The following is a 19850-nucleotide window of genomic DNA, read 5'->3' on the forward strand; positions in this document are numbered from 1 at the left end:
GGCATTCACCCTCGATAAATCGTTTCATCTGGCGCTCGTATTGATGAGATACTGGCATAACGTTTACCCAACAGCATCCGTTTACACAAAACTGCGTTTTTACACAGCCTGGGCCAAGAGCGGACCTTCAGTTATGGATGTGAAAGGGAAAGATAGATGGCAGTGCAACCGAAAACTCCTCAAGAGAAAAAGTGCCTCAGCTACGAGAAAGACCGCCGCAACACGTACGGTGAAAACAGCAAGGCCTCACGCAAAGGCATCCCGCTAGCTAAAGCACGAGCGAACCGTTCAGAGCGGCATGCGCAGAATCACGTTCTCGCGACAGCAGTTGGTGTTGAGAACAGCGACGCCATGGCTGCTGTTGAAAATCTTGTCCGGAGTACGGAACCTCGCGACTGGCGTAAGTTCCCGGACACTTCTCTTGGTGAAGTCTTGGACCGGAAAGCTAACAAGTAACAGTCGTCCGCTTCGGGGCGAAAGCAGCCAACCAGCGCTGACAGAGCATGGCGGCTACTTGCAAAAGTCGGGCTTTATTCAAGCCAAGGTAACGCCATCGGAATCTCGGAAACATCCGCAATCACTTCCTTGATGTAGATATCCGTGGTCTTGCCTGAAGTGTGCACCAGGCGCTTTTGAATGTCGCTGCGGTTCTCACCGCGCCGTGCCGCATCCGTGCCCGCCAAGGCCCTGATATCGCGGAATACCACATCATCCCTCATGCCAATGCGCTCCTTTGCGCGGTCCCACATCGAACTAAGGCCAGAGCGGGTGTAGGCGCCGCCTTTTTGCGTCGGGAACACGAACTGGCTGATCAGGCTATATTTGGTTTTCAGTCCACGGGCGCGGGCGATCACTTCGGCAATCTCAGGCTTGACAACAATATCGACCGCCTTGCCGCTAGTTTTTTGTGTCTTGCTTGGCTTGATCCTGATCCGTCCATCTTCGATCTGTGATTCTTTGAGCATGCGAATATCGATGCCGCGCGCCCACAGTAGGTAGGACATATCGATGATGCACGCGAACATCGGACCGCTGCTGTTGGTGAATTACCGGGGGTCGACCGGCTTCGGCAAGCAATTCATCTCTGCCGGTGACCTGCAGTGGGGCCGCAAGATGCATGACGACTTGCTTGACGCGGTGCAATGGGCCGTGAAGAGCGGCGTGACCACGGCCGACAAGGTGGCCATCATGGGCGGCTCGTATGGTGGCTACGCGACCCTGGCCGGCATGGCGTTCACGCCGACCACGTTTGCCTGCGGCGTCGACATCGTCGGTCCATCGAATTTATTCTCCTTGCTGCAAACCATCCCGCCATACTGGGAAGCGGGCAAGCAGCAGTTCTACAAGCGCATGGGCGACCCGACCACTGAGGAGGGCAAGGCGCTGCTGAAGGAGCGTTCACCTCTGAATTTCGCGCAGAACATCCAGCGCCCGCTGCTGATTGGCCAGGGGGCGAATGACCTGCGCGTCAACGTGGCGGAGTCGGACCAGATCGTGGCGGCCATGGCGGCGCAGAATATCCCCGTCACGTACGTGCTGTTCCCCGACGAAGGCCATGGCTTTGCCCGGCCCGTGAACAACATCGCCTTCAATGCGGTGACGGAAAACTTCCTGGGACTATGCCTGGCTGGCCGCGCCGAGCCGATCGGCGCCACCCTGAAGGCATCCACCGCGCAGGTCAAGCACGGCGCCGAATTTGCGCCGGGATTGCTGGAGGCGATGCGCTAAGAGCCTATCCCAGCAGGGGATGTATTCATCTACTGGGACAGGCTCTGAGTCGGCGTCAGCTGTGTTGACGCTTCCATCGCCGCCGCCACCTGCAGCAGAGTATCGCCAAAGCCGCCCCTTGCCCGCGCATGGCGGCGGGCGCTGGTCGTGACGCGCGGCGCGGCGCTCCAGGCGATGTGCGCGCCGCACGCCTGCAAGGCGGCGACCAGGGCCACGTCTTCGCTGCATGCCAATGGCGCGAAGCCGCCGGCGCGCAGGTAGGTGCTGGCGCGCACGCCGAAGTTGGCGCCATGGATGTGGCGGTGGCCGTTGGCATCCGTGTAGGTACGGGCGAAGTGTGCGAGCAGCGCAGCGGCGTTGGACCCGTGCGGCGACCAGTCGTCCACCGCGACCGTGCCGCAGACGGCATCGGCGTTCAAACCCAGCTGGGTGCTCAGCCAGGAGGGCGAAACGCGCGTATCCGCATCTGTAAAGGCCAGCCAGCGGGCGCCGCGTTGCAGCAGTTGCTGCGCGCCGGCGGCGCGCGCGGTGCCCACGTTCTGCGCATTGACGGCGATGCAGTCCAGGCGCCAGCGCAGGTCCGCCTGCATGGCATGCGCCAGCACGATGCGTTGCGACTGGTCGCTGCAGGCATCGAGCACGATGACGATGCATACCGCCTCGCCATGCAGCAAGGGACAGGTGGCGGCAAGGCGCAACGCTTCCAGGCAGGCGCCCAGACACGCTTCTTCATTATGCACGGGCACGACGACGCCGATCACGCGAAGCCCTCGCGCTGCGCCACCGAGCGAGCATCGTTCGACCAGATTCCCAGCAGGAAGTCGGTTTCTTCGTGCCGCAGCACGCGGTGCAGGCCGGGCGCGTCCTGGAACGCTGCATGCACGCGCACGGTCGAGACGATGCGCTGCGCAAACGGTGCGCGCCAGTGGCAAAGCACGATGCTGCCGCCCGGCGCCAGGCTGGCGATGCTGTGTTCGACCACGCGCGCCAGCTCTTCCGGCGACAGGTAATAGGCGATCTCGCTGAGGACGATCAAGTCGAACTTGTCGGCGCCGGGCAGAATGCGCGGCCAGTCCTGCGGCAGCCGGTGGTGTGCGAGCGTGACATGCGCATCCTGTCCTGCGTCCAGCAGACGCTGGCCCGCCAGGCGCAATGCTTCGGCCGAGAGATCGGCCGCCAGCACGCGGTCGCAGCGCTGCGCCAGTGCGACCGTCAGTTCGCCATTGCCGCAGCCCGGTTCAAATGCGTGGCGGTAGTGCTGCTGCGGCAGGCTGGCCAGCAGCAGGGCGCGCTTACGCTCCTCGTACCAGCGCTGGCGCACCAGCCACGGGTCGCCATCCTGGCGATATAGTTGCTCGAAATAGCTGCCGCGCTGGTCGTCGGGCGTGGAAGAGGCGTTCATAGAAAATACACCTCCCAGGCGTGCAGCAGGCGTTGCAAGGCATCGCCGGCGACGATGGCGGGACGGCCCGTCGACGGGTCGTCTTGCATCTGGCTGGCGAAGCAGTGCAGGGCTGCGCGCTTGCGCTGCAAGATGGGGGCTGGCAATGGCAGGCGGTGCGCGCGGTGCCACGGTACGCGCATGTCGCCGGGCACGGCCCAGTGCCAGCCCCAGACGGGCATTTCCACCAGATTGGCGCCGCTGGCCGAACATGCCGAAGCGCTGGCCCAGCCGCACGCTTCATGGTCCGGGTGGCCGTCCAGGCGCCAGGTGGTGAAGACCGTGTCGCCGGGCCGCAGCTGCGCGGCCAAGGTCGAGCTCAGCTGCTTCGTCATTCCGGCCACGCCGCCATCGGGCAGGTGCAGGCGCAGCCACGCGGGCGGTGCCAATCCCAGCGTGGCCAGCGCCTGAGCGGATTCCTGCGGACGCACCTGGCGCAGGCGTTCCTGCGGCCAGAGGGGCGAGTCCGGGTGGCTGGCGTCGCCATCGGTGACGGCGATGAACAGCAGTTCGCTGCCTTGCGCCGCCAGCAGTTGCAGCAAGCCGCCGCAGGCGAGGATTTCATCGTCGGGATGGGGCGCGACGATGACGGCGCGCGTGCCTGGCGGCACCAGTGCGTGGGCGCTGATGGCGGGGATGTCGTTCAGCCCCGGCCAGGATAGCCACGCCTGGTCCGGCGTGCCGCTGCCTTCGATGCGGCGCGCATGCGTATCGGGATGGGCGAGCATGTCACAGCGCCCACGGATGTTCTTCGGCGCCGGCGACGATGCCGCCAAGCACGGCCTGATCGCGTTCGGCATGGCTCTGGCGCAGGAATACGGGCAGGTCGGCCACCAGGCGGGCGAAGCGGGCATCGCGGCACAGGGGGCCGGCGCCCAGCGCACGTGTGGCCAGGTGCAGGACCAGGGTGGCGGCATCTTCCACCGTCAGGCGCAGGCGCAGCGCCAGGTCCATGGCGTCGCGCTGCGGCTGTGCGTCGATGTCGGCGGCGCCTTCGCGCAGCAGGGCGCCGGCGGCGCGCAGCGCGCAGTCGATTTGCCCCAGTTGCGCCAGGCGGACGGGATCGGGGGCGGCGTGCTGGGCGCGCGCATGCAGGTGGCTGGCGACGGCGCAGGCCGCGCCATACCAGGCGGCCGCGATGCCGGCACCGCCATGCCAGAAGCCGGGGCGTTGCAGATACGCGCCCGGCGCGCCCACGGGAAAGGCCCGCGCGCCGGAAAAGGTCACGTCGACGCTGGCGCAGGCGAGCATGCCGACCGCTTGCCAGCCTTCATCCGTGACGTGTACTCCCGGCTGTGACAGGGCCACGGAGGCCAGGCATGCCTGGCCGTGCTCATTCCAGCAGCTGATCAAGGCATGGCTGAGTCCATTTGCGCCGGAGCACCAGGCCTTGCGGCCATCGAGCACATAGCGGCCATCGGCCGCCTGCTGCAGCTGCACGCGCGCGCCCGGCATTTCCGCGCACCACACGCCCCAGCTGCTGCCGGCCGGCACGCCGGGACCGTCGATTTCCGCCAGGATGGCCAGCGCATCGGTATGGCCCTCATACAGCTTGAGCAGGGAGAGGTCGATGGCGGCGATGGCGGCCAGCATTTGCCAACGCTGCAGGGTGGTGCCGTGGCCGGGCAGGGGTAATTGATCCAGCCCCGCGTCGCGCAGACGCCGCAAGCCGTCGATCGGGTGGAAAGCGCTGTCCTGTGGCTGCAGCAGGGCGGCCAGTGCAGCGTTGGACGGCAAGGGAAAGGCATTGGGTGACATGGCAAGCTCCTGTTTTTCAACAGAATAGCTTTATATTTTTGCAATGTATGTTCGATTCTGCACATACACTCGCTAACGTCCTCGAGTCCATGCGGCGGCGGGAGGGATGGTGCGGCTGCGGCAGGGCCGCGCGGCCCCACAGCAGATCAAGCGTTTATTTTTTGACGTAGTGCATGTCCAGCACATACGCGCCCTTGTCCAGCATCACCGTGTACAGTTCGTTGCCGCGCAAGGACAGGCCACCAGGGATGCTTAATGCCGGCTGCATGCCATCGTCCTGCATACAGGAACTGCCATTGTCCACGTCGACGCACCAGTTGTTCTTGCCATCCACCTGTACATATTTCACGGTGGTACCGGTCCTCAGGAACGTATAGGCCGGGACCGACGAGGTGATCTTGTCGACGCGCAAGCTCGTTGCTGTGGCGTTTTCCGCCAGCTTGATCAGCATGTCGGCTGTGCCATCCGGCTTGCCGGTGATCTTCGCGCTCATGCCGTCTGTCGCGACCACGGGGCCGGAGCAATCGGCCTTGAAGTAGGTTTCGCCGGTCGGCGTCAGTTCCAGCGAACCGCTGCCGTCGTTCTTGAACGCGATGACGAGCACTTGGCGGTCGTGATGGTCGCAGGCCGACTGCCAGGTGCCGACATACGCGGCCAGCGGCGAGGTGCTGCCGGAATCGCCGGCAAGTTGCTGCGTCGTGCCGCTGCCACCACCACCGCAGGCGGTCAAGAGTGTTGCGGCCGAGCCGGCCAATACTGCCAATAATTTTTTCATTCAGAGTCCTTTTTTTCCGGCAGCGGTGCGTGCCGTCAACGCGGCCTGATTATAGGATTATTAATAGGCGGAAATTCTCACCGAATCTATCGCTGACTTGATTTGGATCATGTCGCGGCAAGGCGCTGAAATGAATTGGTGGACTGAAGGCAATCGGCGGCGTAACTGGAGCACATTGCGCCGACGATACGGCGCAATGGCTAATTTTTGTCTAGTTTATTGTTTTACATAGTGCATATCGAGTACGTAAGCGCCGTCTTTTTCCATCACGGTAAATAATTCGTTGCCGCGCAGATAAAAGCCGCCCTTGCCACTCTCTGCTTTTTTCAAGTCGTTCTTGAGGATGTCCATGTAGTTGCCACCGCCGACAAAGATGCGCCAATGCGGTCCGGCTTGCAGTTGGACCGTGGTGACGGCCGGGCCCGTAAACTGGACGGTGTGGGCTGGCAGCGACGACACGACCTTGTCGATGCGGATGTCTGAAGCTGGGCCGTCCGCCGTCAGCTTGACCTGAATATTGCCTGCGCCATCCGGCGTCGCGGTAATCTTTTCACTCATGGTTTCCGTAAATTGCACGGGGCCGCTACAATCGGGAGTGCCGAAGCTCTCGTCGTAGGTCGACATTTCCAAGGCGCCGCTGCCATCGCTTTTGAGGGCGACGACGAGGCGCTGGCGCGCTCGGTTTTCACAAGCGGGTTGCCAAGTGCCAACATAAGCGGCCAGTGCCGGTGGAGCCGGAGGCGCGACCACCACTGGCGGGACGACCGTGTCGCCGCCACCGCCACAGCCCACCAATACGACCGTGCTCGATACCACTAATAAAGCCAATACTTTTTTCATGCGTTATCCCTATAAATCATCAAGCGGCTGGAAGCCGTGCCATATGCGCGGCGATATTATAAGGTGTACGACCATTTTATTCTTGCGAAATAAGTAATTGGCTGCAATGCGTGCATTGAGCATGGCCATTGGATAATTTCTGGCCGGAGTGGTTGATCCTTGCCTGGTGCTGATGTGGCGGCAGATAAATGACGATAATCTCAAGTGCCGCCATTCAATGGCAGCGAGGAGAAACAGACAGGTGCCTCGCCTAATCCAGTGCGAGGCAGGTATTGATATGGACGTTTATAAAATTCGTGCCGGCGCCTGAGAATGGCGCCGGCCGCCGCCGAAGATGGCCGGCTTAAAACTCTTCCCATTCATCGCCGGCCGCTGCCTTGGCGGGCGCGCGCTGTGCCGCTTGCGGCTTGGCGACGCTCAGGCGCTTGGCTGGCACGGGTGTTTTGGGCGTCACGGCGCGCGGCGCTGTCACGCTTGCTGCCGGTGTCGTCTGGCGCACCTGCTCGCCCAGCTTGAACACGCTGACCACCTGGGCCAGATGGCTGGCCTGGTCTTGCAGGCTTTCGGCGGCCGCCGCCGCTTCCTCGACCAGGGCCGCGTTTTGCTGCGTCACGCCATCCATCTGCGCCAGCGCCTGGTTGACCTGGGCGATGCCGTCGCTTTGCTCGGTGGTGGCGACGCTGATGTCGGCCATGATGGCGGTGACCTTGCGCACGCTATCGACCACCTGCTCCATGGTGGCGCCCGCTTCATCGACGAGTTTGCTGCCGGCGGCCACCTTGCCGACGGAATCGTCGATCAGCAGCTTGATTTCCTTGGCTGCCGCCGCCGAGCGCTGTGCCAGGTTGCGCACTTCCGTGGCCACGACGGCGAAACCGCGCCCCTGTTCGCCCGCGCGCGCCGCTTCCACGGCCGCGTTCAGGGCCAGGATATTCGTCTGGAAGGCGATGCCATCGATGACGCTGATGATGTCGACGATCTTGTTCGACGAGTCGTTGATCGAGGTCATGGTTGCTATGACTTTGCCAACCACTTCGCCGCTCTTTTGCGCCACGCTTGACGCGGAGGCCGCCAATTGATTGGCCTGGCGCGCATGGTCGGCGTTTTCCTTGACCGTGCCCGTCAGCTCTTCCACCGAAGCGGCCGTCTCTTCCAGCGAGCTGGCTTGCTGTTCCGTGCGGGCCGACAGGTCGTTATTGCCTTGTGCAATTTCAGCACTGGCGCGCGCCACATTGTCGGCGCTGGCTTGCACTTGCAGCAGCACGGCGTGGATCTTTTCCACGAAGTCGTTGAAACCCTTGCCGATGACGGCCAGCTCGTCAGTGCCCTTGACTTCCAGCTTGACGCGCAGGTCGGCGTCGCCGCTGGACAGGTCCGTCATGGTACGGCCCAGGGTGCGCAGGGGGCGCGTCAGCTGGTTGACGACGAGGATCAGGATGCCGGCCGTGGCCGCCGCGCACAGCAGGGCGACGATCAGTGTGTAGGTCATCAGCTCGCGCGCCGAGGCGACGGCCACGCTTTTCGGGAAGTTCAGTTCCACGCTCCAGGGCGCGATATCGGGGTGGATCTGCAGCGGCTGCAGCAAATGGATGTAGCCCTGGCTATCCTCGTATTCATACGGCTGGCCCTGGCGTACCTTTTCCAGGCCGGCGGCCGGCACGTCGTCGGCCTTCTTGCCCAGCCGCTCAAGTACAGAATGGCTGGCGTACAGGCCGCCGTTCGAGATCAGGGCCAGCTTGCCGCCCTCGATCACTTTCAGGTTGGCCAGAATTTTCGCCAGGCGCGTGAGCATGAAGTCCGCGCTGGCCGTGCCCTTGAAGCTGCCATCGATCATGATGGGCGCGACCAGCGAGGCCATCAGTACATCCTTGCCGTCGACGGGGTAGATGTACGGCTCCGTAAAGAAGGTTTTTCCCGTGCGCTTGGGTACGTCATACCAGTCGTTGGCGCCCGGTTTCGGGTCGAAGACGATGGGCTCGACTTGCAGCTTGCCGCCGGCACCCCGCGTCCAGTAGGGCATGAAGCGGCCGCTGGCGTCATAGTTTGGTTTCTGGTTGGCAAATTCCGCATCCTTGCCGTCGAGCGCGTTCGCTTCCCACGTCACAGCCGCGCCCAGCAAGTCTTCCGAACTGGTCAGTGTGGCCTTGGTCAGCTCATTGATCTGTTCTCGCTGCAGGGGCAGGTTGGCGCTTTTGGTGCCGCGCATGGCGCCGGCCAGGCTGCTGACGCTGGCCAGGTTGCTGGCGATGCGTGCCTGCAAGGCGCCAGCTACTTCGCGTGCCGATGTGCGCGCCAGTGCCAAAGCGGCCGCCTCGGCGCTGGCGCTGCTCTTGTAGCCGATCACCGTTGCCGTGACGCCCAGGCTGAGGATGGCGAGCGCGGTAGCGGCGACGCAGATTTTGCTGTTGAGAGAAAGTTGCATGATGCTGTTCCTTGATGGGGATGTGTATCGGTGTCTTGGGCGGCGCGGGTGGCGCGCCTAGAACGTCTTGCTGATGGCCACGACCAGCGTGGCCGCGGCGGGGTTCGAGGTGTCGAACTGGCCGGCTGCATTCGGGATGCCCAGCGTGTAATGGTCGTAGGCGTCGGTGGCGCCCCAGGCGCGCGTGAGGGCGGCGCTGGCGCTCCAGCCGCCGTCGAAGGTTTTGGTGACGCCGACCTTGGCGTCGCGCCAGTTCCAGATGGCATTACCCGTGCCCGCCACCCGGCCATTGCCGGCGTGCAGGTTCAAGGTCCAGGCATTGCCCAGGTCGACATTCGCACCCACGTCCAGGTAGCCCGTGCCGCGCGCATTCGTGATGCCGAAAAAGTCCCGCGTGACGGTATGGTTGTACTTGGCGTACAGCATCTTGTAGCTCAGGCCCAGCGACAGTTCGCCATAGTCGTACTTGACGCCCGTGGCGCGGTAGATCGCACCCGGATACTTGTAGTAATACGCGAGCACGCTATAGCCCAGCTCGCCCACCGTGCCGCTGTAGCCGCCATACAGGTCCCATTCGATGGTCGCATCCTCGATGTAGCGGTCGCTGACGGTGGACGCCCACGTTCCCAGCGCCCAGCCGCTGGGGTGCGCGTAGTCGGCACCCGCTTGCAGCGCGGGTTTGCCCCAGGTCTGGCGAAAGCCGCGCGAAATGTATTGCGAGGTGAGGCTGGCATTGGCGCTGAAGGTGGTGGCGGTACTGTCCGTGGTCTGCGCCTGCACGGGCAGGGTGGCCAGCAGGAAGATACAGCCCAGCAAGGATGTTGCAGGAAAATGGCGGTTCGATGGCATGGCAGTCGGCTCCGTATTTGCTGGCAGCGGCCGTCCAGGCACGTTGCCCTGATGGTTGCAATAAATAAATGCGGAATGGACTTTGCTAAAGCAAGGCGACGCCGTCTGCATGTTCGCAGGAACATGCAGACATTCTCACCAAACGTAACTGAAAGGATAGGGGCTGGGGCTAGTGGAAGTCAACAAAGTTGCGCTACAGAAATCGTAAGTTGTTGTTTCCCGGCACTTTTTCATGCGCCTGTCACATTCGCGGCGCGCCACGGCTGGCCGCCTCTTGCAAGCTGGCCAGCAAGCCCGGCAGGGCCGCATGCAAGGCAGGCAGGTCGCCATCCTGTAGCTCGGTCTGCATTTCCACCAGGTCCGATGGCTGGCCCCAGACGACCTTGGCGCTCAACCGGGCGCCGGCATCGAGTCCTGTAACGCTGACCAGCAGGGCGACCTCTTCCGGGGCATCCTCGGGCACTTCCCCGAGCAGGCAGGAAATGCCGAAATGATAATCCTCGAAAGCGCTGGCCGAGCCGCTGGAAAAGGCGAACACGGAGGCGAGCACCTGTGGCGCAGCGGCCGCGAGTGGCGGCAGGGCGGCGCGGAACAGGGGCAGCAAGTCGTTTTCCAGCTGGAGCACCAGCGGATGAGTGTGGCTAAGGACGGTCATGGCAGGACGGGTCAGGTGGCGGCGCGCGATAGTAGCAGTTTTTGCCGGCATTGTGCTCGTGAACTGGTCCTGCCAGTGGCCTCAATCGTCATCGCTGGTGACGCGCGTGCGCACGAAATCGATGTGGCTTTGCATGGCCGTGCGCGCTTCTTCCGGCTGGCTGGAGCAGATAGCCTCGCACAAGGTGCGGTGCTGCGACAGCAGGTGCAGCGAGGTGGCATCGTCTTGCTGGCGCAAGCCCGTGCCATTGATGGTGATGTGTTCGCGCAGCATGCCGATGATGCTGGTGTGCAAGTGAAGGAACATGGTGTTGTGCGACGCTTGCGCGATGACTTCATGCAGCCGCGCGTCGGCCTGCGCCTCGCCGTGCTTGTCGTCGCTGGCGCGCGCCTGTTCCAGCTCGGCCAGCAGTGCCATGATCTGCGTGCGCTCGTCGCTGCTGGCCCGCTGCGCCGCAAAATAGGCCGTCGCCCCTTCCAGCACGCGGCGAAATTCCAGGATGTCGTCGCGCAGGGCGGGGTGGTCGGCCACCAGCTGGCTCCACGGCGAAGCTATGCCGGTGCGCAATTGATCCGTCACAAAGACACCGGCACCGCGCCGGCTGCGCACCAGGCCCCGCGCCGCCAGCCGCTGCACCGCTTCGCGCACGGTATTGCGCGAGACCCCATATTGCTGCGCCAGCAGGCGCTCGGCCGGCAGCTGCGCGCCCGCCGGCAAGCTGCCGTCCAGCAGGGCCGTCTCCAGCCTGCGCATCACCATCTCGACCCTGCCCCGCGTTTGCATGCCTGTCGCCATCGCTGTCTTCCGGTGTTGTTTTAAAGTGGTCCGAGCAATTTGAAGTGGCTTGCGGAAGCTGGAATTATGCGTGAACCGGTCATTCTTAACAACACACAGCGGCGCGGCAGCAACATACAGAGCGCCAGGGAGACACACTCATGCAGCCAGACCCGCGCCAGCCACGCCACTATCCGCCCGCACCGCACCAGGTGTACCTGTTCGCCACTTGCCTGGTCGACCTGTTCGTGCCGCAGGCGGGGCTCGACGCGGTGCGCCTGCTGGAGCGGGAAGGCTTGCTGGTGCATTATCCGCGCGGGCAGAGCTGCTGTGGCCAGCCCGCCTACAGCAGCGGCAACCCGGAGCAGGCACGTGCCGTGGCGCGCGCCCAGCTCGACCTGTTTGCGCAGCCCTGGCCCGTGATCGTGCCGTCCGGTTCGTGCGCCGGCATGATGCGCCACCACTGGCCGCAGCTGTTCCAGGACGACCCGGTCGCTGGTCCCAAGGCGTTGGCGCTGGCCGAACGCGTGTATGAATTGAGCGAATTTCTCCTCTGCGTGCTGAAACTCGACCTGGCCAGCCTGGCCCTGGCCGACCCCGGGCAGGCCGATGAAAACGTGGTACTGCATACCTCGTGCGGCGCGCGCCGCGAAATGGGCACGCGCCTGCATGGTGTGGCGCTGGTCGACGCCTTGCCCGGCGTGACGCGCATCGAACATCAGCGCGAATCGGAATGCTGCGGTTTTGGCGGCACGTTTTCATTGAAGCACCCGGACATTTCAGGCGCCATGGTCAGCGACAAGATCGCTTCGGCCTGCGCCACAGGCTGCGACCGGCTCGTTTCGGCCGACTGCGGCTGCCTGCTCAATATCGGCCACGCCGCGCAGCACCAGGGCGCGCCACTGCCCGTCGAACACCTGGCCAGTTTTTTGTGGCGCCGCACGGGAGGCGCGGCATGAGCGCGGCCCTGACTGCCCGCGAACGCATGCTGGGACGGCTGCGCGCAGCCAAGCCCGGCTCGCCCGAGGCGGTGGATACTATCGACGCCGCCATCGACAGCCACTACCAGGCACGCCGCGCGCAAGCGCCGCAGTCGCCGCGCCAGCAGATGGCCGCCATGCAGGCCGCCTTGCGCGCCGCACATGCCGATGTCGATTGCGTGAGTAGCGATGCCTGGCCCACCTTGCTGGCGCAGCGCCTCGGTGCGCACGGCGTGCGCCGCCTGCTGATGAATAGCGCCAGCGTGGAAGGGCAGGCCTTGCTGGCCGCCTTGCCGGCTGGCGTGGAAACGCTGTCCTTTGGCCGTCCGCTGGCGCAGTGGAAAAGTGAATTGTTCGACACGGTGGACGCGGGTTTTACCGTCGCCCGTTCGGGCATCGCCGCCAGCGGCACCCTGGTCATCGCACCCGACGCGGCCACGCCGCGCACGGTGTCGCTGGCGCCACCCCTGCACATTTGTCTCGTGTATGCGAGCACCTTGCACGCGGACTTGCACGCGGCGGCGCGCGCCGAGCGCTGGGCGGACGGCATGCCGGCCAACCTGGTGCTGGTGTCTGGCCCCTCGAAAACGTCCGATATCCAGCAAACGCTGGCGTATGGCGCGCATGGTCCGCGCTGGCTGTGGGTGCTGATCATCGATGATTTATCAGCCCTTGAAGGAGGCCAGCCATGAACGCCAAGCCCTTGCAATTCGTCAAACCGGCAGACTTCCACGCGCGCGCCCGCGCCGCGCTGGACGACCCGAAGCTGCGCCAGAGCTTTCGCGGCGCCATGGATTTTTTACAGGACAAGCGCAGCGCCCAGTTCCCCGATGGCGACGAGCTGGAGCGCCTGCGCGACATCGGCGAAGCTGTGCGCCAGCACGCGCTGGCGCGCCTGCCCGATCTGCTGGTACAGCTGGAAGACAAGCTGACGGCGGCCGGCGTACAGGTGCACTGGGCCGAAGATGGCGAGCAGGCCAACGCCATCATCCACGCCATCGCGCAGCGCAATCAGGCGACGCGCTTCATCAAGGGCAAGTCGATGGCCAGCGAGGAAATCGAGCTCAATCACTACCTGGAAACGCGCGGCATGACCTGTCTGGAGTCGGACATGGGCGAGTACATCGTGCAGCTGGCCGGCGAAAAGCCCTCGCACATCGTCATGCCGGCGATTCACAAGACCAAGGCGGACATCGCCGGCCTGTTCGCCGAGCATATCCCCGATGCGCCCTACACGGAAGATGTCGATAGCCTGATCCAGACGGGCCGGCGCGCCCTGCGCCAGGCCTTCGTCGAGGCCGACATTGGCCTGTCGGGCGTGAACTTCGCGGCGGCCGACACGGGCACCCTGTGGCTGGTGGAAAACGAGGGCAATGGCCGGCTGACGACGTCCGTGCCGGAGGTCCACATCGCCATCATGGGCATGGAAAAGGTGGTGGCAAAACTCGAACATATCGTGCCGCTGGCGAGTCTCTTGACGCGCTCGGCGACGGGGCAAGCCATCACCACCTATTTCAACCTGATTTCCGGCCCGCGCCGCGACGGGGAAAAAGATGGGCCGCGCGAAGTGCACCTGGTGCTGCTCGATAACGGCCGCAGCCAGGCTTATGCCGACGAGCAGCTGCGCGCCACCCTGCAATGCATCCGCTGCGGCGCCTGCATGAACCACTGTCCCGTTTATACGCGCATCGGCGGCCACGCCTACGGCACCACGTATCCGGGGCCGATCGGCAAGATCATTTCGCCGCATTTGCTGGGGCTGGACGCGACGGCAGACCTGGCCACCGCGTCCAGCCTGTGCGGTGCCTGCGGCGAAGTGTGCCCCGTACGCATCCCGATTCCGCAACTGCTGGTGCGCCTGCGCACGGAGGCGAACCGCAATCCGCATGAGGAAGTAAGCCATCCGCTGCGTGGGCAGGGCGCCAAATTCAGTCGCGGCGAAAGCCTGATCTGGCGCTTCTGGAGCGGCGCCTTTGCGCGCCCCACCAGCTACCGCCTGTTCCGCTGGGCCGCCACGCGGCTGCGGCTGCTGACGCCGCGCGCGCAACTGGGCTGGACGCAGCACCGCAAGCCTTTGATGCCGGCGCCGCGCAGCCTGGCCGACCTGCTCAATGCACGGGGGCAGGAAGAATAGCCCCGCCCGGCAGCACCGAAGCACCGCAAAAAACACGCTACACAAAAAATACATCAACAGCCGTTTTTTCATTAACCCGCATCCACCGGAGGAGACCCGACATGCAAACCTGGACCCAACTTTATACCCCGCTCGGCAGCTTGTGGCTGTCGTCGCTGGCGGCAGCCGTTCCCATCATTTTCTTCTTCATCGCCCTGGCGGCGCTGCGCATCAAGGGCCACGTGGCGGCAGCCGTCACCCTGGCGCTGGCGCTGGCCATGGCGATTTTCGCTTACGGCATGCCCGTGCCGCAGGCGCTGGCGGCGGCCGGTTACGGTTTTGCCTACGGCTTGTGGCCCATCGCGTGGATCATCGTCACGGCCGTCTTCCTGTACAAGATCGTCGTGAAAACGGGGCAGATCGAGATCATCCGCGCCTCCGTGCTGTCGGTCACGGACGATCAGCGCCTGCAGGTGCTGCTGATCGGCTTTGCCTTCGGCGCCTTCCTGGAAGGGGCGGCCGGTTTCGGCGCGCCCGTGGCCATCACGTCGGCGCTGCTGGTGGGCCTGGGCTTCAACCCGCTGTACGCGGCGGGCCTGTGCCTGATCGCCAATACGGCGCCCGTGGCCTTTGGCGCCATGGGCATCCCCATCATCGTGGCGGGCCAGGTGACAGGCATCGACCCGTTCCTGATCGGCGCCATGGCGGGCCGCCAGTTGCCGCTGCTGTCGCTGCTGGTGCCGTTCTGGCTGGTGTTCATGATGGATGGCTTGCGCGGCGTGCGCGAAGTGTGGCCGGCCGCGCTGGTGACGGGCTTGAGCTTTGCCATCACCCAGTATTTCACTTCCAACCATATCGGGCCTGAACTGCCGGACATCACCTCGGCCCTCGTCAGCCTGGTGTCGCTGACCTTGTTCCTGAAAGTGTGGCAGCCGAAGAATGCGAAAGTGGTCCATGCCGTCGGTGGCGGCACGGCCGCGCTGTCCGGTTTTGGCGGTGGCGCCGGCAGGACGGACCTGCGCGGCAGCGGCTGTCGCGCCGCCTCGCCCTACACGACGGCGCAGACCATGCGCGCCTGGGCGCCGTTCGGCCTATTGACGGCCATCGTCACCGTGTGGAGCCTGCCCGGCTTCAAGGCCCTGTTTGCCGCCGGCGGCGCGTTGTCCAGCCTGGTCATCAAGATCCACGTGCCTTACCTGGACCAGCTGGTGATCAAGAGCATGCCTATCGTGTCCGTGCCGAAAGCGTATGACGCCGTGTTCAAGCTGGACCTGGTGTCGGCCGTAGGCACGGCGATCTTGCTGACGGCCGTGCTGTCCATGCTGATGCTGCGCATGAAGCCGCGCGATGGCCTCAAGGCCTTCGTGGAAACGGTGGTGGAATTGCGCCGTCCCGTGCTGTCGATCGGCCTGGTGCTGGCGTTTGCCTTCGTTGCCAATTACTCGGGCATGTCATCCACCCTGGCTCTGCTGCTGGCCGGCAGTGGCGCCGCCTTCCCGTTCTTCTCGCCATTCCTGGGCTGGCTGGGCGTCTTCCTGACGGGTTCCGACACCTCCTCGAACGCCTTGTTCTGCTCGCTGCAAAACACCACGGCGCACCAGATCGGCGTCTCTGACACCTTGCTGGTGGCGGCCAATACGACGGGCGGCGTGACGGCGAAGATGATTTCGCCCCAATCGATCGCCGTCGCCTGCGCGGCAACGGGCCTGGTGGGCAAGGAATCGGACCTGTTCCGCTTTACCTTGAAGCACAGCCTGTTGTTTGCCGTGATCATCGGCATTATTACCATGCTGCAGGCCTACGTCTTCACCGGCATGATCCCACACTGAGTGGTCCGTAGAAGTACGTAGTAAAACTAGATAGAATGTTAGCGAAACGTGCAGAGGGTCATGAAAATGACCTGATGCACTGCAGCATATCGAGGCTGGCCCGGCGCAATGCCGGGTCTGCGGCGATACCCTTTGCATCGAGACCCGACCCCAGCAGAGGCAGGCTGATTTGCGCAAGGCAGCCTGCGCATGCGTGGCGCGCGGCGCGGCGTTCAGCAGTACCAGCGGCTTGTCGATGAACGATTCATTTCCCACCACCCAGTCCAGCGCGTTTTTCATGGGCCGCTCACGCCGTGGCGTATTCGGGGCTGGCCAGCATCAGCACGTTGGCTGCCAGGATGGCATCGCGCAGACCCGTTACGGCCGGCAGGCTGTCGGCATCGAGGTCGGGATTGAACAGGGGGGAGTTCGCCCAGTCCCTGATAGATACGGATTGCATATTCCGCTGGGACAAGCCGGGCGATGGCGTGCAGCAGGGCGGTGTTCAGCGAGGCGGCGCGCAGGCTGCCGGCGATGGCGAGGATGGTGAGGGGCGTTTGCATCCAGCCGGGATAGCCCATCCTGTGCTCAAGCGCAAGGCGAGCAGGATGGCGCTATAGATGTTGCAACAGCCAGGGAGCGGCTGGGTACTGCGTCACTCTTAACGGCTCAGGCCGCTCATCCAGCTTGGCTGCGGGTTGGCACGGGCCAGTTCGCGCATGCGATATTCCAGGTCGTAACGGTCGGTCGATTCGGCCAGGTAGGCTTCTTCGTAAGCGCGCTCGCGGCGGTCGCTGCTGTGGTTCAGCCAGGCGCCCAGACGTTTGGCGGCATGGACCAGGGTGGCGACGATATTGCTGTTTTGCGTTGTGTGATAGCTAAATGCGGTAGACATGGCAGACTCCTATTGTGGCGTGCCGCGTTGTGCTGCACTGCAATATAAGTATAGCGATTTCAAGTTATAAGGCTACTTTTGATTTCAAATGTCAGCTATTCATTTTTCAAATAACAGGCGGGAAAGCTGCGCAATACGGGGCTTTAAGGCATAATGCGGGCGCAGTATCGTAGTTTTACTACAAGACTGTTTTGTCCTGGATGTTGTTTTCAGACGCAGCCCGCAGGCATGCCGCGCCCACAAAACATCGTTCTGACGAGAAACAGTCGGCCCTGCGCCTGCCGCGCGCAAGAGTCGCCCTGCCTGCCCCTGTATCGCTGATGGCAGTCATGGCCCACGCTGATATCAGTGTGGCGCTTGCGCGTCATGGTGCTGCCCGGGTGGAAACGCTTCCATGCCTGGCAAGCTCAACTTGGAATTGAAAAATGGAGAAGGTATGGAATACGTAAAGCAAGGCCAGGGCGTACCGTCCGCACAGGCCGGCACGCAAAACAATACGGGCGCCCTGATCATTGTCACGGTGCTGTTTTTCATGTGGGGGCTGCTGACATCGCTCAATGATGTGCTGATTCCCCATCTGCGTTCGATCTACACCTTGACCTATGTCCAGGCGATGCTGGTGCAGTTCTGCTTCTTTGGCGCCTACGCCATTGTCTCGCTGCCGGCGGGCATGCTGATCAAGAAAATCGGCTACCAGCGCGGCGTCGTCGCGGGCTTGCTGATCGCGGCTGCCGGCTGCGCCATGTTTTACCCTGCATCCACCGGCAGCTATGCGCTGTTCCTCTTGTCCTTCTTCATCCTGGCGGCCGGCATCACCGTGCTGCAAGTGGCGGCCAATCCGTACGTGACGGAACTGGGCGACCCGCAGACGGCGTCGAGCCGCCTGACCCTGACGCAAGCGTTCAACGCGCTGGGCACCACGGTGGCACCGGCCCTGGGCGGCATGCTGATCCTGTCGGGCACCGTGCTGACGGTGCAGCAGTTCGATTTGCTGCCGGCGGCCGAGCAGCTGGCCTACCGCGCCAAGGAAGCGGCCTCCGTGCAAGGCCCGTACCTGGTGCTGGCCGCTACCCTGATGATCCTGGCCGTGCTATTCGCGCTGGCAAAATTGCCGAAGATTTCGCATGCGGACGATGCCGCTGCCCTGGCGCAGACTGGCGACAAGGTCTCGATCTGGTCGCACCGCCACCTGGTGCTGGGTGCGCTGGCCATCTTCCTGTATGTGGGTGGTGAAGTCAGCATCGGCAGCTTCCTGATCAACTTCCTGGGCGAGAGCCATATCGCTGGCCTCAGCCACGCCGACGCCGCCTATTTCGTCAGCTATTACTGGGGCGGCGCGATGCTGGGCCGCTTCATCGGCTTTGCCGTGATGCGCTACGTCAGCCCGGGCAAGACGCTGGCCTTCAACGCCGCCGTCGTCATCGCGCTGATCCTGGTTGCCGTGTTCTCCAGCGGTCATACCGCCATGTGGGCATTGATCGCCGTCGGCCTGTTCAACTCCATCATGTTCCCGACCATCTTCAGCATGGCCCTGAACAAGCTGGGTGCACAAACGGGACAAGGTTCGGGCATCCTGTGCATGGCCATCGTCGGCGGCGCCATCGTGCCGTTCATCCAGGGCTTCCTGGCCGACCACATCAACCTGCAGCTGTCCTTCCTCGTGCCGGCCCTGTGCTACACCTTCATTTTGTACTTCGGCTGGAAATACGCCAGCATGTACAACGACGACGCCGCCAAGTAAGCTGCGCTGTCGTGATCAATCAAAAGGGTGGCCTCGGCCACCCTTTTTTACGTCAGTGCGCGAACTGCGTACCCAGCACGTCCTGGCACACCTCGAGCCAGGCGCGCGCCGCGTGCGACAGATAGCGTCCGCTCCAGATATGCGCCACCTGCCACGCCACCTCCGGTTCGACGATGCGCACGGCCTCCAAAGGTTCTCCAGCCAGGCGATGGATGAAGGGTTCCGGCAGCAGGGCAACGCCCAGGCCTGCCGAGGCCATCGCCACCAGCCAGTCCCACTGGCCGCTCTGCGCCGCGATGGTCGGCGTGAAGCCCGCCTGCGCGAAATGCTGGCGCAGGCTGCGGGTGAGGGCGAAATCATCCTTTAACAGCACCAGCGGCAGCTCGGCCAGCGCCTTGAAGGGCAGTGTCGTGCGCTGCTTCTGGAATGTGCCCGGTTCGGCCAGGGCCCAGATCGGGTAGCTGGCCACTGCCACGGCCACGAGGTCCAGTTCCGGGTCGGCCGGCAGCACCGTCATGCCGATTTCCAACTCGCCGGCCGCCACCTTGCGCTCGATCTGCTGGCCCGTGTCTTCCTGCAGGGTCAGGCTGATGTTCGGGTGGCGCGCGCGGAAGGCCTTCAATACAGGCGTGAACAGCACATTGATCATGGGCGGGATGCCGACCGTCAGGCTGCCGCGCTGCAAGGCCTGGGTGTCGCGCACTTCGAGGGTCAGCTGGCGCATATTGGCCAGCATTTCCTGGCCGTGCTGGTAGACGATGCGGCCCGTGTCCGTCAGGGTCAGCTTGCGCCCGTCGCGCACCAGCAGCTGTGCGCCCACTTCCTCTTCCAGCTGGCGCACCATCTTGCTGATGGTCGACTGGGTCAGGTGCAGCGATTCTGCCGCCTGCGTAAAGCTCGACAGGCGCACGGTTTCGACAAAATAGCGCAGGGAACGGATATCCAAGATGGGGCTCGCCTCGGCAAAGCATGAAAATATCGACTGGGTTTGGCGAAATTAATTCATGCCATGCATGTAGTGGGGATTTTATACTGAATCGACTTATGGGGTTGGTGTATGACAGCCATCCA

Annotated in this window: 21 protein-coding genes; 7 read left to right on the forward strand and 14 right to left on the reverse strand. The window is 63.6% G+C overall.

The window, feature by feature from the left end; translation table 11 throughout:
* The first annotated feature begins 156 nt into the window (after nt 1-156).
* Entirely contained in the window at nt 157-456 is a 300-nt protein-coding gene (locus ACQ4WN_RS02340) for a hypothetical protein (protein WP_139144280.1), read from the forward strand.
* A gap of 74 nt (nt 457-530) precedes the next feature.
* Here the strand turns inward: ACQ4WN_RS02340 and ACQ4WN_RS02345 are convergent, their stop codons facing one another.
* Nucleotides 531-1004 (reverse strand): tyrosine-type recombinase/integrase, encoded by a 474-nt coding sequence (locus ACQ4WN_RS02345; RefSeq protein WP_436550098.1) that lies wholly within the window; start codon nt 1002-1004, stop codon nt 531-533.
* Between the two features lie 4 nt (nt 1005-1008).
* Between ACQ4WN_RS02345 and ACQ4WN_RS02350 the strand changes: the two genes are divergently transcribed.
* Nucleotides 1009-1728 carry an alpha/beta hydrolase family protein gene (locus ACQ4WN_RS02350; RefSeq protein WP_436550099.1) on the forward strand — a complete coding sequence of 240 codons (720 nt, stop codon included), beginning with the start codon at nt 1009-1011 and terminating at the stop codon, nt 1726-1728.
* 29 nt (nt 1729-1757) lie between these two features.
* Here ACQ4WN_RS02350 and ACQ4WN_RS02355 read toward each other — a convergent pair whose 3' ends face one another.
* The 10 genes from ACQ4WN_RS02355 to ACQ4WN_RS02400 form a co-directional block, all read right to left on the reverse strand.
* Complete coding sequence (locus ACQ4WN_RS02355) at nt 1758-2489, reverse strand: glycosyltransferase family 2 protein (RefSeq protein ID WP_436550100.1); 732 nt, start codon at nt 2487-2489, stop codon at nt 1758-1760.
* Nucleotides 2486-3130: a class I SAM-dependent DNA methyltransferase gene (locus ACQ4WN_RS02360; RefSeq protein WP_436550101.1), complete on the reverse strand. Its 645-nt coding sequence runs from the start codon at nt 3128-3130 to the stop codon at nt 2486-2488. The genes ACQ4WN_RS02355 and ACQ4WN_RS02360 overlap by 4 nt, the downstream gene beginning before the upstream one ends.
* Nucleotides 3127-3897, reverse strand: coding sequence for a PIG-L deacetylase family protein (locus tag ACQ4WN_RS02365; protein ID WP_436550102.1), 771 nt, complete (start codon nt 3895-3897; stop codon nt 3127-3129). Before ACQ4WN_RS02365 ends, ACQ4WN_RS02360 begins: the two co-directional genes overlap by 4 nt.
* A 1-nt stretch (nt 3898) precedes the next feature.
* Complete coding sequence (locus ACQ4WN_RS02370) at nt 3899-4927, reverse strand: acyl-CoA dehydrogenase family protein (RefSeq protein ID WP_436550103.1); 1029 nt, start codon at nt 4925-4927, stop codon at nt 3899-3901.
* Nucleotides 4928-5081: 154 nt separating this feature from the next.
* Nucleotides 5082-5702, reverse strand: a complete 621-nt coding sequence (locus ACQ4WN_RS02375) for a hypothetical protein (RefSeq protein WP_436550104.1) — start codon at nt 5700-5702, stop codon at nt 5082-5084.
* Nucleotides 5703-5918: 216 nt separating this feature from the next.
* Nucleotides 5919-6542: a hypothetical protein gene (locus ACQ4WN_RS02380; protein ID WP_436550105.1), complete on the reverse strand. Its 624-nt coding sequence runs from the start codon at nt 6540-6542 to the stop codon at nt 5919-5921.
* Between the two features lie 343 nt (nt 6543-6885).
* Nucleotides 6886-8964 (reverse strand): methyl-accepting chemotaxis protein, encoded by a 2079-nt coding sequence (locus tag ACQ4WN_RS02385; protein ID WP_436550106.1) that lies wholly within the window; start codon nt 8962-8964, stop codon nt 6886-6888.
* Between the two features lie 57 nt (nt 8965-9021).
* Nucleotides 9022-9813 (reverse strand): TorF family putative porin, encoded by a 792-nt coding sequence (locus ACQ4WN_RS02390; protein ID WP_436550107.1) that lies wholly within the window; start codon nt 9811-9813, stop codon nt 9022-9024.
* 241 nt (nt 9814-10054) lie between these two features.
* Nucleotides 10055-10519, reverse strand: coding sequence for a hypothetical protein (locus ACQ4WN_RS02395; protein ID WP_436550108.1), 465 nt, complete (start codon nt 10517-10519; stop codon nt 10055-10057).
* Between the two features lie 30 nt (nt 10520-10549).
* Nucleotides 10550-11251, reverse strand: a complete 702-nt coding sequence (locus tag ACQ4WN_RS02400) for a FadR/GntR family transcriptional regulator (RefSeq protein ID WP_436550109.1) — start codon at nt 11249-11251, stop codon at nt 10550-10552.
* Nucleotides 11252-11403: 152 nt separating this feature from the next.
* Between ACQ4WN_RS02400 and ACQ4WN_RS02405 the strand changes: the two genes are divergently transcribed.
* From ACQ4WN_RS02405 to ACQ4WN_RS02420, 4 genes are all read left to right on the forward strand, one after another.
* A complete protein-coding gene (locus tag ACQ4WN_RS02405; protein ID WP_436550110.1) occupies nt 11404-12201 on the forward strand; it encodes a (Fe-S)-binding protein in 798 nt (265 codons plus the stop codon).
* Nucleotides 12198-12914, forward strand: a complete 717-nt coding sequence (locus ACQ4WN_RS02410; RefSeq protein WP_436550111.1) for a LutC/YkgG family protein — start codon at nt 12198-12200, stop codon at nt 12912-12914. Before ACQ4WN_RS02405 ends, ACQ4WN_RS02410 begins: the two co-directional genes overlap by 4 nt.
* Nucleotides 12911-14356: a LutB/LldF family L-lactate oxidation iron-sulfur protein gene (locus tag ACQ4WN_RS02415; protein WP_436550112.1), complete on the forward strand. Its 1446-nt coding sequence runs from the start codon at nt 12911-12913 to the stop codon at nt 14354-14356. Before ACQ4WN_RS02410 ends, ACQ4WN_RS02415 begins: the two co-directional genes overlap by 4 nt.
* A 101-nt stretch (nt 14357-14457) precedes the next feature.
* Complete coding sequence (locus ACQ4WN_RS02420) at nt 14458-16164, forward strand: lactate permease LctP family transporter (protein ID WP_436550113.1); 1707 nt, start codon at nt 14458-14460, stop codon at nt 16162-16164.
* A gap of 286 nt (nt 16165-16450) precedes the next feature.
* Here ACQ4WN_RS02420 and ACQ4WN_RS02425 read toward each other — a convergent pair whose 3' ends face one another.
* Together ACQ4WN_RS02425 and ACQ4WN_RS02430 are read right to left on the reverse strand one after the other, a co-directional pair.
* Entirely contained in the window at nt 16451-16603 is a 153-nt protein-coding gene (locus ACQ4WN_RS02425; protein ID WP_436550114.1) for a hypothetical protein, read from the reverse strand.
* Nucleotides 16604-16804: 201 nt separating this feature from the next.
* The gene (locus ACQ4WN_RS02430; protein WP_436519108.1) at nt 16805-17038 is read right to left on the reverse strand and encodes a DUF3563 family protein; all 234 of its coding nucleotides are present in this window, start codon (nt 17036-17038) and stop codon (nt 16805-16807) included.
* A 436-nt stretch (nt 17039-17474) separates the two neighbouring features.
* Here ACQ4WN_RS02430 and fucP point away from each other — a divergent pair, with 436 nt between their 5' ends.
* Nucleotides 17475-18779: an L-fucose:H+ symporter permease gene (gene fucP, locus ACQ4WN_RS02435; RefSeq protein WP_436550115.1), complete on the forward strand. Its 1305-nt coding sequence runs from the start codon at nt 17475-17477 to the stop codon at nt 18777-18779.
* A 52-nt stretch (nt 18780-18831) separates the two neighbouring features.
* Here fucP and ACQ4WN_RS02440 read toward each other — a convergent pair whose 3' ends face one another.
* Nucleotides 18832-19725 carry a LysR substrate-binding domain-containing protein gene (locus tag ACQ4WN_RS02440; RefSeq protein ID WP_436550116.1) on the reverse strand — a complete coding sequence of 298 codons (894 nt, stop codon included), beginning with the start codon at nt 19723-19725 and terminating at the stop codon, nt 18832-18834.
* Between the last annotated feature and the right edge of the window lie 125 nt (nt 19726-19850).

Source organism: Janthinobacterium pasteuri (assembly GCF_051380775.1).
Classification (GTDB): Bacteria; Pseudomonadota; Gammaproteobacteria; order Burkholderiales; family Burkholderiaceae_D; genus Janthinobacterium.